14 protein-coding genes are annotated in these 13,795 nt (G+C 63.9%); 4 read left to right on the forward strand and 10 right to left on the reverse strand.

The window, feature by feature from the left end; genetic code table 11:
• Positions 1–119: 119 nt before the first annotated feature.
• Positions 120–797: a lectin gene (locus IVB19_RS24210; RefSeq protein ID WP_247297222.1), complete on the reverse strand. Its 678-nt coding sequence runs from the start codon at positions 795–797 to the stop codon at positions 120–122.
• 365 nt (positions 798–1,162) lie between these two features.
• Here IVB19_RS24210 and IVB19_RS24215 point away from each other — a divergent pair, with 365 nt between their 5' ends.
• The 4 genes from IVB19_RS24215 to IVB19_RS24230 all read left to right on the forward strand — a co-directional run bounded on the left by IVB19_RS24215 (position 1,163) and on the right by IVB19_RS24230 (position 4,666).
• The gene (locus IVB19_RS24215; RefSeq protein ID WP_247361830.1) at positions 1,163–2,176 is read left to right on the forward strand and encodes an NrtA/SsuA/CpmA family ABC transporter substrate-binding protein; all 1,014 of its coding nucleotides are present in this window, start codon (positions 1,163–1,165) and stop codon (positions 2,174–2,176) included.
• 179 nt (positions 2,177–2,355) lie between these two features.
• The gene (locus tag IVB19_RS24220; protein WP_247377911.1) at positions 2,356–2,994 is read left to right on the forward strand and encodes an ABC transporter permease; all 639 of its coding nucleotides are present in this window, start codon (positions 2,356–2,358) and stop codon (positions 2,992–2,994) included.
• A gap of 20 nt (positions 2,995–3,014) precedes the next feature.
• Positions 3,015–3,854: an ABC transporter ATP-binding protein gene (locus IVB19_RS24225; RefSeq protein WP_247361826.1), complete on the forward strand. Its 840-nt coding sequence runs from the start codon at positions 3,015–3,017 to the stop codon at positions 3,852–3,854.
• An 86-nt stretch (positions 3,855–3,940) separates the two neighbouring features.
• Positions 3,941–4,666 carry a Crp/Fnr family transcriptional regulator gene (locus IVB19_RS24230; RefSeq protein ID WP_247297215.1) on the forward strand — a complete coding sequence of 242 codons (726 nt, stop codon included), beginning with the start codon at positions 3,941–3,943 and terminating at the stop codon, positions 4,664–4,666.
• A 10-nt stretch (positions 4,667–4,676) separates the two neighbouring features.
• On the opposite strand, the gene atzF is transcribed toward IVB19_RS24230, so the two are convergent.
• The 9 genes from atzF to flgB form a co-directional block, all read right to left on the reverse strand.
• Positions 4,677–6,062 carry an allophanate hydrolase gene (atzF, locus tag IVB19_RS24235; RefSeq protein WP_247480725.1) on the reverse strand — a complete coding sequence of 462 codons (1,386 nt, stop codon included), beginning with the start codon at positions 6,060–6,062 and terminating at the stop codon, positions 4,677–4,679.
• A gap of 167 nt (positions 6,063–6,229) precedes the next feature.
• The gene (locus IVB19_RS24240) at positions 6,230–7,222 is read right to left on the reverse strand and encodes a Tim44 domain-containing protein (RefSeq protein ID WP_085349406.1); all 993 of its coding nucleotides are present in this window, start codon (positions 7,220–7,222) and stop codon (positions 6,230–6,232) included.
• 291 nt (positions 7,223–7,513) lie between these two features.
• Positions 7,514–10,096: a cell cycle histidine kinase CckA gene (cckA, locus tag IVB19_RS24245; RefSeq protein WP_247377916.1), complete on the reverse strand. Its 2,583-nt coding sequence runs from the start codon at positions 10,094–10,096 to the stop codon at positions 7,514–7,516.
• Positions 10,097–10,250: 154 nt separating this feature from the next.
• Positions 10,251–11,330: a flagellar biosynthesis protein FlhB gene (gene flhB, locus IVB19_RS24250; RefSeq protein WP_247377919.1), complete on the reverse strand. Its 1,080-nt coding sequence runs from the start codon at positions 11,328–11,330 to the stop codon at positions 10,251–10,253.
• 11 nt (positions 11,331–11,341) lie between these two features.
• Positions 11,342–12,112 (reverse strand): flagellar biosynthetic protein FliR, encoded by a 771-nt coding sequence (gene fliR / locus IVB19_RS24255; RefSeq protein WP_007602155.1) that lies wholly within the window; start codon positions 12,110–12,112, stop codon positions 11,342–11,344.
• A 17-nt stretch (positions 12,113–12,129) separates the two neighbouring features.
• On the reverse strand, positions 12,130–12,393 hold the full coding sequence (gene fliQ, locus IVB19_RS24260; protein WP_007612284.1) for a flagellar biosynthesis protein FliQ: 264 nt from the start codon (positions 12,391–12,393) through the stop codon (positions 12,130–12,132).
• A 152-nt stretch (positions 12,394–12,545) separates the two neighbouring features.
• A complete protein-coding gene (gene fliE, locus IVB19_RS24265; protein WP_007612285.1) occupies positions 12,546–12,854 on the reverse strand; it encodes a flagellar hook-basal body complex protein FliE in 309 nt (102 codons plus the stop codon).
• 16 nt (positions 12,855–12,870) lie between these two features.
• A complete protein-coding gene (gene flgC / locus IVB19_RS24270; RefSeq protein WP_247361817.1) occupies positions 12,871–13,296 on the reverse strand; it encodes a flagellar basal body rod protein FlgC in 426 nt (141 codons plus the stop codon).
• A gap of 18 nt (positions 13,297–13,314) precedes the next feature.
• Positions 13,315–13,719 (reverse strand): flagellar basal body rod protein FlgB, encoded by a 405-nt coding sequence (flgB, locus tag IVB19_RS24275; protein WP_247361815.1) that lies wholly within the window; start codon positions 13,717–13,719, stop codon positions 13,315–13,317.
• Positions 13,720–13,795 lie beyond the last annotated feature (76 nt).

Genomic DNA, 13,795 nt, shown 5'->3' on the forward strand with positions numbered 1-13,795 from the left:
GGGGCTGAAGGGCGGCACCACACGCTCCGTCATTGCGAGCGCAGCGAAGCAATCCAGACTGTCACCCTGGAGGGACTCTGGATTGCTTCGTCGCTGCGCTCCTCGCAATGACGGAAGCCTCAATTCGATGCGAAGCAATAGAGCAAGCCGCCGCCGCCGGTGCTCTTCAGATCGGCCTGCGAGCAGCCGCCATCGGGTCCGCGCGAGGGGTGTGCGGTGTTCCAGGATTTGACCGTCGGGTTGGTCGCAGGGCCGTTGATGTCGGAGTGGCCGAGCATCGCCGCGCCTTGCGTACTCGACGTCCAGTTTTTGCAGGTGCGGTCGTCGGGACCCGCAAACGCGGTGCCGTCGGACTGCGATCCCGTGAGAATGTCGTGCCGGTTAGGCTGGTCGCCATAGCCGTTTACAATCTCGCCCTTCTCGGTCAGCGCTGTCTCCTTGCTGATCTTGTTGGCGCTGTGCAAATCGGCCACGTCCTTGGCGATTTCCACGCCCTTGGCGTTCTGCCACGGTCCCTTGCCGATGCGGTCGCGCGCGTTGACGGCCGGCTTGCCGTCGGCGGCCTGCGTGGAGAGATAGGCGCGCCAGGTCTTACTGCCGGCGCCGCCGGCCTGGGCCAGCTTCTGGCACTGCGCATCGGCCCCCTCCAGACCGCCGAGATCGGCGCCTTTGCCAGGACCGTTGGAAGTCACGAAGAACGTCATGTTGGCCGACTGCGCCTGCGCCGATGGCGCCGCAAGCAAGGCCGCAGCGAGCGCGAGGCCTGAAATCGTCATGGTTCTCTCAATGCGGATCATCCTGTCCTCCATTTGTGTTGTCGTTGGCCGCCAGATTTCAACCCGACGCAGGCCCGCTTATTCCGATGCCGCGATGCGAGACGCCCAAAAGAAAAAGGCCCCGTGCAAGAAGCACGATGCCCTGGTTTTTTCATGTCGTCTGCGATCAGTTGGTCGACGGGATCGCCGACGATTCCCAGCCGCTTCCCGACTGCCATGTCGATTAATTGCTTCCCGGGACAATGGTGCCGGGCGAGCATACCAAATGGGCCGATCCTCAAGTGATCGTCCAGGGGAGGACGCGGGGGACTGTGGCGGGACCGTTCAGGGCGGTATCCGCGATCACATCGGGGCTGCGTAGCGCGCGGCGCAAGGGGAGATCGTTCATGCACCGGACCACAATCCGCCCAATCACGACAATTGCCGGCCGCGCCACCCTTTGCTGCCTTGCCGTCGGTCTTGCCCTGGGTCCGAACTGCGCCTTGGCCGCGGAACTGCTCAAAGCCCGGCTGGCGCAAAATCTCGCACCGATCTCCGGCCTTGCGATCGTCGCCAAGTCGAAGGGAATCTTCGAAAAGCACGGACTTGACATCACGGTTTCGAACTTCACGTCCGGCAAGCAGTGCCTGGACACCGTGATCGGGGGCGGTGCCGACATCGCGACCACGGCGGAGGCGCCGGTCACCGCATCGACGATGGCAAACCAGCCCATCGCCTTCGTCGCCGGGATGGAATACTCCGATCTCAAGACGCTCGTCGCGGCCAAGGCCGGCGTCAAGACCAAGGCAGATCTTCGCGGCAAGCGAATCGCCTTCACTGCCGGCACCGGTAGCGAGGTTTACACGGCGACCTTGCTGAAGTCGGCGGGATTGACGCCCAAGGATGTCACCCTCGTCAATCTGCGGCCGCAGGAGATGCTGCCGGCACTTGCAGCCGGAAGCATCGACGCGATCGACACCTGGGAGCCCCACGTCGCCAACGCGAAGAAAGCCCTGGGCGAAGCCGTCACTGAGGTAGATACAAAGGGCACCTACTCCGAGACGTTCAATATCGTCGTCATGAAGCCCTACCTGGACGCCAACCCGGTGCTGGTCGAGAAATTCATCGCCGCACTGATCGATGCCGAGATCTGGATGAAGGCACAGCCGGATGAAGCAATCACGACAGTCGCGGACGCAGTTGGAATGAAGCGGGACGAACTCGCCCCCATCTGGGCCGACTATGTTTACCGGGTGCGTCTCGACGACCGGCTGATCGAGATTCTGAAGACCCATTCCGCATGGCGCCTCGAGAGCGGCAACCATCCTCCGGGAGCGGCGATGCCCGACTTCAGCAAGGTCGTCGTCACCGAGCCACTGAAAAAGGTCGATCCCGCACGCGTCACCCTGTCGTGGAAATAGGCACCCGCGCGGCCATGCAGGAAGCCATTTCAGCAGGACGCGATATTGCCATCCGCACTGGCGGTCGCGCTCGGCCGAATTCAGTTCGGCTTCGCCGCCTCAATATTCTGGTCGGGGCGCTTTCGCTTCCCTTGTTCGTTGGGCTCTGGGAACTGGTCTCCCGTTCCGGGACCGTCAACATGGTGCTGTTTCCACCGCCGACGGTGGTTGCTGCGGCCGTGCTTGAGTGGATACGAAGCGGACAGTTCTTTAGCGATCTGTTGGCCAGCCTCTTTCGCGTCACCACGGGATTAGGCGGCACGCTCGGCATCCTGCTCGGTGTTCTCACCGGCCAATTCCCCGTTATCTCGAGCTTGCTGTCCCCGCTATTCCATATCTTGCGGCCAATTCCGCCGATTGCGTTCGTGCCGATCGTCATCCTCTGGTTCGGCCTGTCGGAGGCGGGAAAATTGTTCCTCGTCGTATGGGGCGTATTCTTCACGGTATGGCTCGGCGTGCAGAAGGTCGACCGTGGCCTGATCCGGGCGGCATTGATGCTCGGCACGCCCCGACGGCAGATGCTGCAGGAGATCGTGCTGCTGGGCGCGCTTCCCTACATTGTCGTCGGGTTGCGCACCGCCGTCAGCATCTCCTTCTACACGCTCGTCGCGGCTGAACTGGCCGGCGCTTTCGCCGGCATTGTGTACAGGATCGAGATTGCGCAGCAGAATTTGCAAACGGGCCAGGTCATGGGCGGGCTCGCAGCGCTCGGGTTGATGTCGTTCATCGCCGACCGGCTGTTTGCGGCTCTTGCCGAACGTATCGTCTGGTGGCGCTGATGTCGGGATCTCGATCGGGCATGAAACTGGCACTGGCAAGTTCGCCTGCCTCCGTCGAATCGGCGCGAAAACAACCGGCCATTCAAGTCTCGAACCTGAGCATCGTTTTCGACACCAAGCGCGGGCAAATCATCGCGGTCGATCGCGTTTCGTTTGACGTGGCGCCTGGCGAGTTCGTCTGCATCGCCGGTCCCTCCGGCTGCGGCAAGTCGACGGTGCTCAATACGATCGCCGGGCTGGAAGTGCCGTTCGAAGGCGAGATCCTGGTCGAGGGCGCGCCCGTCTACAGTCCGCGTCCCGATGTCGGCATGGTGTTCCAGCAGCCGCATCTCTTCCCCTGGAGGTCCGTCCGCAGCAACATCGCCCACGGTCCCAGGATGCTCGGCAAGTCCACGACGGAAGCGTATGCCATCGCCGACGATCTGATCGCGATGGTCGGCCTCAAGCGTTTCGCCGACGCTTATCCGAACACGCTGTCCGGCGGCATGCAACAGCGCGTGGCGATCGCGCGAGCGCTGGCCAATCAGCCCCGTGTGCTGCTGATGGACGAGCCCTTCGGGGCGCTCGACGCGCAGACCCGCGCGGTGATGCAGGACAATCTGCTGGCGCTGCGCGACCGGATCAAGGCGACGATCGTGTTCGTGACGCATGACATCGATGAAGCCATCGTGCTGGCCGACCGCGTTCTCATCATGAGCGCGGGACCCGGCCGCATCCTGCGCGAAGTCGCGGTCAAGCTGCCGCGCCCACGGTCGAGTTCTGTCATGGTCGAGCCAGCATATCTTTCGCTCAAGAAGGATTGTCTCGACGTCATCCGCGCAGAAGGGTTGCGGGCGTTCAATCAGTCGGACGCGGACTGACGCGGAGCCCGCGCGTCTGAGGCGAACGCAGCGGGCTGGCATGGTTCTTGAATAGCCGATGCCGGGTCTCACATGCGGAGCCGGCCATGCACAGGGCGAACAGCGCGATAGCGGCAGGTGTGATGCTCGCGGAGTCGGACGATCTCGTCAGACCGCTGCCCGGCCTGCTGGATGGTCTCAACCGGGCTGATTGCAATCGCTTGCGTGCGATCGGACGCGAAAAGATCCTGGAAGCCGGCCAACTGGTTTGGTCTCAGGGCGACGCACAGGCCGGAATCTACCTGATCAGCGAGGGGCGCATACGCAGCTACTATGCGGCACCGTCGGGGCGCGAAGTCACGCTCGCCTATTGGTTTCCCGGCAACTTCGTCGGCGGGCCCGACATATTCGGGACGGGCCCGCACATGTGGACATCGGTTGCGGCCGAGCGCAGCCGGTTGACGTTCATGCCCGGACTGGCATTGCGGCGGCTTGCGCTCGAATCGCCGGCAATCGCCGTCGCCTTGCTGGATGCCCTCGCATTCAAGGCGCGATGCTATTCGGCAATGGCCCAGATGCTTGGGACGCGCTCGGTCACCGAGCGGCTGCACAGCCTGCTGATCTTCCTGTCGCACGTCTACGGCGTGAAACGCGACGGCGAGATCGTCGTCGGCATGCCGTTTACGCACGGCGACCTTGCCAATCTGATCGGATCCACCCGCCAATGGGTGACCGTGCAACTCGCGCGGCTCCAGGACGAAGGCGTGATCAGATACGAAAGATCCGTGATTTCGATCCTGGATGTTTCTACACTCGGGCAGGCGATGGGATAATGTCCGCCCGTTAGCCGGCAGACTTCAATTCGAATGCCGATCCGTCTGCGCCGGCCTCGAACCGCCGTGCGAGTCCGATCAGCGCGCGATCGTGCCAGGCCGGCGCCAGCAGGGTCACGCCCATGGGCATGCCGTTCGGCAATTTCGTATTCGGAACGGCGACGCCGCAGAGATCGAGCAGATTGGCAAAGTACGAGTAGTAGCCCAGACGATTGTTGAGGGTGATCGGATCACGATGCATCTCCTCCAGTGTGAACGGCCGCGGTGCAGTCGGAACCACCAGGGCATCGATGCCGGCAAAGATTGCTTCGGCGTCGCGGCGAAGCCGGTGCAGCCGGTGAATGGCGCCAAACGTGTCGATCGCCGAATACCCGGCGGCTGAGCCCAGCACGGTCCTCGTGACATCAAGCAAGGCGCCGGATTCGACGTCGATGAGCGAAGCGATGGCCGAGTGCCGCTCCGCGACCCAGGGACCGCTGAACATCAACTCCCCGGCCTGGCGGAATGGGGCGAAGTCCACCTCGATCGCCGTTCCTCCGATATGAGCAAGACGTTCGCAGGCACTCTCGTAGAGTTCGCCGCATTCCGACATGCCGAAGCATTCGAGATCTGCTGGCGCAACGCGGCCGAACCGGAATGATGCCGCCGCCCCGTTGGCGGGGAAAAAGGTTCTGGGCAGGCGGCTGTACGGATCTTCGAAATCAAACCCTTCGATGATGTCGAGGATTGCTTCGCCGTCGCTGACGGTATTGCAGAATACCGACACGCAATCGATCGTCGGACAATTCGGCACCAGGCCACGTGATGACACCAGCCCAACGGTGGGCTTGATTCCGACGATGTTGTTGAACCCGGCAGGTATGCGCCCCGAGCCGCCGGTATCGGTGCCGAGCGCAAAGGCGACGTGCCCCGCCGCCACGGCGACCGCGGAGCCGGAACTGGAACCGCCCGCAACATAGCGCGCATCGGCAACCGACGCGCAAGGGCCATGGGGCGAGCGCACGCCGGACAGGCCTGTGGCGAACTGATCGAGATTGGTCTTTCCGAGGCAAATTGCGCCGGCTGCGGTGAGGCGTTCGACGCTATGCGCGGAATGCCAGGGCGTATAGCTGAACGCCGGACATGCGGCAGTGTTCGGCATTCCCGCGACGTCGATGTTGTCCTTCACACCAAATGGAATGCCGAGCAGCGGAAGATTTTCGCCCGTCCGCGCGCGCGCCACCAGCTTATGGCATTCTTCGAGTGCCTCCTGCCGCGGGCGAAGATAGATCCAGCAATTGCGGTCGCGCTCGGCCTCGATCCGGTCATACGCCGTTCCGATCGCCTCCAGCAGCAGGGACGAACTCCTGGCAATGCCTTCGTAGTTTGTCCTGAGGCGCGCGACACACTGGCTCACGGAATATCTCCTCATCCAACCGGCAGGCGCGAAATTGCGGCAGCTCTGCGCGGCCAACAAGCAATTAAGTGCTTCGCCCAAATGGCCGCCTGACCGGAAACGCACCGCTCAAACAAAAAGGGCGCCGTGCCGAAGCACGACGCCCTCGTTTGTCGCTATACGGGCGATCAGTTGGTCTGCTGGATCGCCGACAGTTCCCAGGTGCCGCCCGGACGTCGGGCAAAGGTCCAGACTTCGGTGGCCTCGCCCGGCTGCTCGCTGCCGGCGACAATCGCGCCGGTATTGCGGTCGAGCGTCTTGTCGGTGAGCGCGAAGCGCAGCGCCACCGTCGCGTAATCGGTCTCGCCTTCGCGCCAGGATTCCGCGAGGTCGCCCTGCAACAGCTTCACACCGCTGACCTTGTTGACGACATTGCGCGCGCGGTTCTGGCCGAGGTCCTGCTCGAAATAGGAGACCATTTCCGGCGTCGCGAGCGTGTGCAGCTTGGCCACGTCCTCGTTGGACCAGGCCGACTGGACGTCGCTGAGCAGGCGCTCGAACGCTTCATAGTCGTCCGGCTTGATCTCGAGCGGTGCGTTGTTGGCGCCGAAGCCGAAGCCACCGCCAAGACCACTACGATTGTTCGCCTGCGGTCCCGGACCGGCACCGGCGTCAGCATTGGCATAGGCCGCCTGCGGGGTGTGGCGGCGCTGCCACCAGGACATCGCCAGCCGAACCACGAGCACCACGAGGACGATCTGGATGATCAGGCCGATGATCGACGACAGGCCACCGAGGCCGCCGAACAGGCCACCGCCGAACAGCATGCCGAGCAGGCCCGCGCCGAGGAACCCGGCCGCAAGGCCGCCCATGAAGCCGCCGGCCCGGCCGAACAGACCGCCACGCGCGGGTGCGGCGGCAGCCGAATTCATGCCTGCGCCCGGCTGGGTGTAGGTCCGATTGAACTGCGAGGTCGAGCCCGGCGCGGTCGTGGTCGATGGCGGGGCCGAATAGGTGCGCGAACCGCGCGAACCCGACGACATACCGCCACCGACGCGCGCGTCGGCGGACGAGATCGCCAGCGCAGTCGGCAGCGCAAGCGCCAGCACGACGGCAATCGTCTTGAAGAGACTGCGGGAGCGTTGCGAGAAATTCATGTTGGTTTCCCAGATCCCCGGCATGGGGATGTGCCCCTAAGATGGGCAGCCTTCCGTAAAAAGGAAGCCACTATCGGAACTTATGGCTGCGGCCCTCAGTCGCGGGGATGTGGCAAAAGCCCATATTTGGCGGCGGCTTGGCCGGGTGTGCAAAGGAGCCGCGGTCGCCGGCTACCGGTCGGTTTGGCGACAGCAGTTCAGCTTTTTTCCGTCATTGCGAGCGAAGCGAAGCAATCCAGGCTGTTTCCGCGGAGGCAACTGGATTGCTTCGTCGCTTCGCTCCTCGCAATGACGGAGAATGTGGAGCCCGCGCCCTCACCCCGCCTTCGCCATCGTCTCCTTCACGGCCGCCACGAGCTGGCTAAGTGTGAACGGCTTGGGCAGGAAGTCGAACTGCTGGCCTTCGGGCAGGCTCTTCTCGAACGCGTCCTCGGCGTAGCCGGAAACGAAGATGAACTTGATGTCGGGGTTCTTCTCGCGCATCGCCTTGAGCAATGTCGGGCCGTCCATCTCCGGCATGACGACGTCGGACACGACGAGATCGATTCCGCCGCTCTGCTCTTCCAGCACCTCCAGCGCCTCGACGCCGTTCTCGGCCTCGACCACGGTGTAGCCGCGCGAGCGCAGCCCGCGTGCGTTGAGCGCGCGCAGACCCTCCTCGTCCTCGACCAGGAGGATGGTGCCCTGTCCGGTGAGATCGGTGCGGGGCTTGGCGTCCGCCACGGACCCGGCCTCCTTCGCGGCACCATTGCTGGCGCCAACGACCGGCGCCGGCTGCTCGACCTGCACCTCCGGCTCGGCATGATGGCGCGGCAGGAAGATGTGGAACGAGGTGCCCTGCCCGGGCTCGGAGTCCACGTAAATGAAACCGCCGGTCTGCTTGACGATGCCATAGACGGTGGAGAGCCCGAGGCCGGTGCCCTTGCCGACCTCCTTGGTCGAGAAGAACGGCTCGAAGATCTTGTCGCGGATGTCGGCGGGAATGCCGGTACCGCTGTCGGCGACCTCGATCCGCACATAGTCGGCGGCTGGCATGCCCTTGTAGGCCAGCCTGGCCGCTTCCTCGGTGGTGACGTTTGCGGTGCGGATGATCAGCTTGCCGCCGTCGGGCATGGCGTCGCGCGCGTTGACCGCGAGGTTGACGATGACCTGCTCGAACTGGGAAACGTCGACCTTGACCGGCCAGAGATCTCGGCCGTGGATGGTCTCGTGCTTGACCTTCTCGCCGATCAGCCGGCGCAGCAGCATGGCGAGATCGGAGAGCGCATCGCCGAGGTCGAGCACCTGCGGCCGCAGCGTCTGCCGGCGCGAGAACGCCAGCAACTGCCGCACCAGCGTGGCGGCCCGCGTCGCGTTCTGCTTGATCTGCATGATGTCCTGGAACGACGGGTCGGTCGGCTTGTGCGCGTTCAGCAGGAAGTCGTTCGCCATCATGATGGCGGAGAGCACGTTGTTGAAGTCGTGGGCGATGCCGCCCGCGAGCTGGCCGACGGTCTCCATCTTCTGCGACTGGTTGATCTGGTTCTCCAGCGCGCGCCGCTCGGTGGTCTCGAGCATGTGCACAATGGCGACTTCGGCGTCGTTCTCGGCCGCATCCACCGGCGTGACGAAGAACTGGCCCCAGCGCTCTCTGGTTCCTTCGAGCGCCACTTCGACCGGCGCGACGTCGGCCTGGCCCTCCGCAGCCTGGTTGATGGCCGCGATCAAAAGGTGCCGGTCGCGCGAATTGACCGCGCGGAAGATCGACTTGCTGGCGCTGTCGAGCCCCAGTGCCTGCCCGAGCTTGGCGTAGCGCGCATTGGCGCGCACGACATTGCCGCCACGGTCTACCGTCGCGATCGCCATCGGGGTATGGTCGAAGAAGCGCATGAAGCGCACTTCGGCGGCGCGATCCGGATCGCTGCGCTCGTCGCGGGCACGGCTGATCACCAGCGTACGCGACGGGCCCGGCGCACCGTCGGCGCCGAAGGCGAGCTTGTGATAGAGCCGAACCGGCATGGTCTTGCCGGTACGCATGCGCAGGTCGATGTCGAAGACTTCCGTCTTGACCTCGCCCGGCACCGCCACGATCGCGGTGAGCAGCGAAGCACCGTCGCCGGAGACGATGTCGGTGAGCTTCAGCCCGCCCGAGCCGATCTCGGCGAGGTCGTAGTCGAGCCAGTTCGCCAGCGTCGCATTGACATAAGCGAGCTCGCCGGCCGGATTGACCGAGAAGAAACCGCAAGGCGCGTGATCGAGATATTCGATCGCGTGCTGGAGTTCCTGGAACACGTCCTCCTGGCGCTCGCGGTCGCGGGTGATGTCTGCGATCGACCACACCGCGTATCTCGTCTCGCGCTTGCCGGTGCCGAGGGGCCGCACCCGCATGCGGAGCCAGCGGCCCTGGCTGCCGTCATTGCCGGAGATGCGGACCTCTTCCTGCTGCCGCTTGCCTTCGCGCGCGGCTTTCAACAGGCGGAACACCGCCTCGGAGACGTCGGGGTTGCCGATGAAGACGCGCTCCACGGGGCGCACGTCCTGCGGACCGGCGGCGCCGGTCAGCGTCAGGTAGGCCGCATTGGAATAGACCACATGGCCGCGCGGGTCGGTCACGGCGAGGCCGTCGAAGGCGTGGTCGGCGATGCGCCCCATCACGGGATCGTCGAGATTGCGATCGGCGAAGCGGATGATGCCGGCGGCGAAGGCGAACAGGTTGAACAGGCCGACCATCGCCAGCACGGCGAGGATACCGAGGATATAGGGCTGGGCCTGCGCGCGCCCGAGCGTCATCAACCCGACGGCAACGGCGACGAGGCCGGCGGCCACCAGCAGCACCAGCGCAATGCTGCCCGAGCGCGGCGACGGCTCGTGCGCCGCAACGGGCTCGCGTGTGAGGTCGTGGTCGGTCTCGGCAGTCATCTCAAGCTGGCACAGCCTGTCGGCAGAGAATCAACGCGCTACAGGGCGCGCAGGGTCCTCCCTGCCTGAATCGGACCCGCAGGCGCAAGGGCAGCATGGGCGAAAGGTACGCTGATTCCCAGATTACGGCCATTTCCAGTACTTTTCAGGGGTTTTATTGCCGGCTGGCACCGAATCCGCTCTTCAGACGCATGACGTAGCCGATGACTTCGGCGACCGCATGGTAATGCTCGGTCGGGATTTCCTCGTCGATCTCGACGGTGGCGTAGAGCGCGCGGGCGAGCGGAACGTTCTCGACGATCGGGATGTCGTGCTCGCGCGCGATCTCCCGGATCTTGAAAGCGAGGTTGTCGACGCCCTTGGCGACGCAGATCGGCGCCGACATGCCACGCTCGTAGGACAGCGCGATCGAATAGTGGGTCGGGTTGGTGATGATCACCGAGGCCTTGGGAACCGCCGCCATCATGCGCTTCTTGGAGCGCTGCTGGCGCAGCTGCCTGAGCTTGCCCTTGATGTGCGGATCGCCTTCGGACTGCTTGTACTCTTCCTTGATCTCCTGGAGCGACATCTTCTGGCGCTGGAACCAGCTGCGATACTGGAAGAAATAGTCGCCGATGGCGATGATCGCGAGCGCCGCGACTACCGCGCCGAGCAGATGAATGGTCAGGCTGGTGGAGGCGCCGAGCAGGGCGGCCGGATCGAGCCTGACCATCGCCTCCATGCGATGCCGCTCCGGCCACAGGATCACGGTCATGACCGCGCCGAGCACGATCAGCTTGCCGAGACCCTTGAGGAAGTTCGCCGCCGCTTGCTTGCCGAAGATGCGCTTGAGGCCTTCGGCAGGCGACAGCTTGCTGAACTTGGGCTTGAGGGATTCGGCCGACCAGACCAGGCGGTGCTGCAGCATGTTGCCGGCAATTGCCGCCAGCACCAGCATCAGCAGCGGAACGCCCACCGCCGCGAGCACCGCGACTTCGATCTGCTGCATCAGGGCGAGCAGCGCCCTGCCGTCGGTCTTGATCATCCAGGAATTGGCGAGCAGGTTGCGCATCGGCGCCAACAGCCCGCTGCCGACTGATCCCGAGAAGCTCGAAACCACGAGCGTGGCGCCCGCGATCATGAACCAGGTGTTGATCTCCTGGCTCTTGGCGACGTCACCGCGTTCCAGCGCCTCTTCGAGACGTTTTTGCGTCGGGTCTTCTGTTTGACTCTCTGGATCGTTGTCTTCCGCCATCGATCACCTGGTCACTTGAGTGGCATCATCTGGTGCATGACACCGATGAAGTAGTCGAGATAGGTGCCCATCATCGCCGTGAGCACCACGGCGAGCACCAGGAAGCCGGCGAAAATCGAGAGCGGCACGCCGACGAAATAGACCTGCATCTGCGGCATCAGCCGCGCCAGCACGCCGAGCCCGATGTTGAAGACGAGGCCGAACACCAGGAACGGGCCGGAAAGTTGCAAACCCAGGCGGAACGCGGCGGCAAAGGCGCGCGTCGCAAGCGCAGCGACATCGCCGCTCGATACGGTCTCGCCGGGCGCGAAGATAGTATAGCTGTCGTTCAGTGCCGCGATGACCAGATGATGGCTATCGGTGGCGAACAGCAGCGTCACCCCCAGTATCGTCAGAAAGTTGCCGACCAGCACGCCCTGCTGTCCCTGCGTCGGATCGACCGAGGTGACGAAGCCGAGCCCCATCTGCTGTGCGATCACGGCACCGGCGACCTGCAGCGCCGACAACGTCACCCGCGCGGTCGCCCCCAGTACGATGCCGATCACGATCTCATGCAGCATCAGGACCAGCAGCGGCGCGATCGAGCCCATATCGACCTGATAGGCGTTGCGATGCAGCGGCAGGATGATCAGCGTGAGCAGCAGCGCGATCGACAGTTTGATCCGTGTCGGGATATTGGTCTCGCCCAGCCCCGGCAACAGCATCACCATCGCGCCGACCCGGGCAAAGGCGAGCATGAAGGAGGCGGCAAGCGCCGGCAGCAGCGAGACGTCGATGCGCATGATGGGCGCATAGTGCCTCAGCCGCCGATGATTCGCGACGATATCCGCAGCATGTGGGAATGCAGTGCGTCGGCCATGAACGGCAATGCCAACAGCATCGTGGCAAAGATGGCCAGGATCTTCGGCACATAGATCAGCGTCTGCTCCTGGATCTGCGTCAGCGCCTGGAACAGCGACACGACGACGCCGACAACGAGGCCAACCACCATCAGGGGCGACGACACGATCACGATGGTCCAGATCGCATCACGCGCGACGTCGAGGGTTTCCGGTCCGGTCATTGCACAGTCCTCTATTCAAGTCTCATCCCCACCGCTTGATGAGGACGACACGAACCTCTCCTCGTCATTGCGAGCGAAGCGAAGCAATCCAGACTGCCACCGCGGAAAGATTCTGGATTGCTTCGCTACGCTCGCAATGACGATGGATAAAATCAGATCGGCATCTTCATGATGTCTTCATAGGCCGCGATCACGCGGTCGCGGACCGAGACCAGCGTCGACACGGCGACGTCGGTGTCTGCGACCGCCGTCACCACGTCCATCACGTTGGCCTTGCCGGCGGCCATCGCCACCGTCTGCGCATCGGATTTGCGGCCGGATTCCAGGACGCTGCCGACAGTGTCTTTCAGAAGAGAGGCGAAGGACTGCCCGCTCGGCTCGCTGCCCTTGCCGGCGCCGCTGTTCTCCAGCACGCGAGCGAGGTTTGCATAGGCGTTGGCGGCAATTGTCGGTGTTGCCATGGCTCAAATGTCCTGTTCAGCTCTTGAGGATGTCGAGGGTGCGCTGGATCATCCGGCGCGTCGCGCTGATGATGTTGAGATTGGCCTCGTACGACCGCTGCGCGTCGCGGATGTCGGTCATCTCGACCACCGAGTTCACGTTGGGATATTTGACGTTGCCGGTCGCATCCGCCGCCGGATTGTTCGGCTCGTATTTGGTGCGGAAATTGGACTGGTCGGGCTTGATCCTGCCAAGGGTGACGACCTGCGCGTCGAGTGTACGGTCGAGCGCGGAGGAGAAGGTCGGCACCTTGCGCCGGTAAGGATCGCCGCCGGCGGTCTGCGAGGTCGAATCCGCGTTTGCGATGTTCTCCGAGATCACCCGCATGCGCCCGGCCTGCGCCCGCAGACCGGAGGTCGCGATCGCCATCGAACGGGCAAAGTCGCTGCTGTCATTCGCCATGATGCGCTTCCTCTAGCTCTAGCCTTTGCCGATCGCGGTCTTGAGCAGGTGCAGGCTCTTCGAATAGAGCGAGGTCGCCGCCGCATAGTCCATCTGGTTGCTGGCGGCCTTCATCATCTCCTCTTCGAGATTGACGGCGTTGCCCGCGGGGCGGGTCTCAAAACCCGCATTCTTGTTCTGGTCGAATCCGGAGGCCGCGCCTGACGGCGCCATGTGGGAACCGCTGGTGCGGGTAAGCGTCAAGGGCCCCATCGAACCCGTGACGGCCCCGGCCTTGTCCAGTTTCGGCTCCACCAGGTCGCGCGGCCGGAATTTGGGCGTGTCGGAATTGGAGACGTTCTCGGACAGGACGCGCTGGCGTTCCTGGTGCCATTGCATCTTGGTGCGAAGCGCCGATAGCACCGGAAGATCGTTGATGGACATCGTTGCGGCTCCTTCCGCCTCGCAGGACCCAGGTCCGAAGCTAGGCAGAATTTGCCGCCTGTATGGTTAACAGCCG

This window comes from Bradyrhizobium sp. 187 (genome assembly GCF_023101005.1).
GTDB classification, from domain to species: domain Bacteria; phylum Pseudomonadota; class Alphaproteobacteria; order Rhizobiales; family Xanthobacteraceae; genus Bradyrhizobium; species Bradyrhizobium canariense_D.

Coding starts and splice junctions, on each gene's coding strand:
- IVB19_RS24210 (WP_247297222.1), bottom strand. CDS start 797: ATGATCCGCATTGAGAGAACCATGACGATTTCAGGCCTCGCGCTCGCT.
- IVB19_RS24215 (WP_247361830.1), top strand. CDS start 1,163: ATGCACCGGACCACAATCCGCCCAATCACGACAATTGCCGGCCGCGCC.
- IVB19_RS24220 (WP_247377911.1), top strand. CDS start 2,356: ATGGTGCTGTTTCCACCGCCGACGGTGGTTGCTGCGGCCGTGCTTGAG.
- IVB19_RS24225 (WP_247361826.1), top strand. CDS start 3,015: ATGAAACTGGCACTGGCAAGTTCGCCTGCCTCCGTCGAATCGGCGCGA.
- IVB19_RS24230 (WP_247297215.1), top strand. CDS start 3,941: ATGCACAGGGCGAACAGCGCGATAGCGGCAGGTGTGATGCTCGCGGAG.
- IVB19_RS24240 (WP_085349406.1), bottom strand. CDS start 7,222: ATGCCGGGGATCTGGGAAACCAACATGAATTTCTCGCAACGCTCCCGC.
- cckA (WP_247377916.1), bottom strand. CDS start 10,096: ATGACTGCCGAGACCGACCACGACCTCACACGCGAGCCCGTTGCGGCG.
- flhB (WP_247377919.1), bottom strand. CDS start 11,330: ATGGCGGAAGACAACGATCCAGAGAGTCAAACAGAAGACCCGACGCAA.
- fliR (WP_007602155.1), bottom strand. CDS start 12,112: ATGCGCATCGACGTCTCGCTGCTGCCGGCGCTTGCCGCCTCCTTCATG.
- fliQ (WP_007612284.1), bottom strand. CDS start 12,393: ATGACCGGACCGGAAACCCTCGACGTCGCGCGTGATGCGATCTGGACC.
- fliE (WP_007612285.1), bottom strand. CDS start 12,854: ATGGCAACACCGACAATTGCCGCCAACGCCTATGCAAACCTCGCTCGC.
- flgC (WP_247361817.1), bottom strand. CDS start 13,296: ATGGCGAATGACAGCAGCGACTTTGCCCGTTCGATGGCGATCGCGACC.
- flgB (WP_247361815.1), bottom strand. CDS start 13,719: ATGTCCATCAACGATCTTCCGGTGCTATCGGCGCTTCGCACCAAGATG.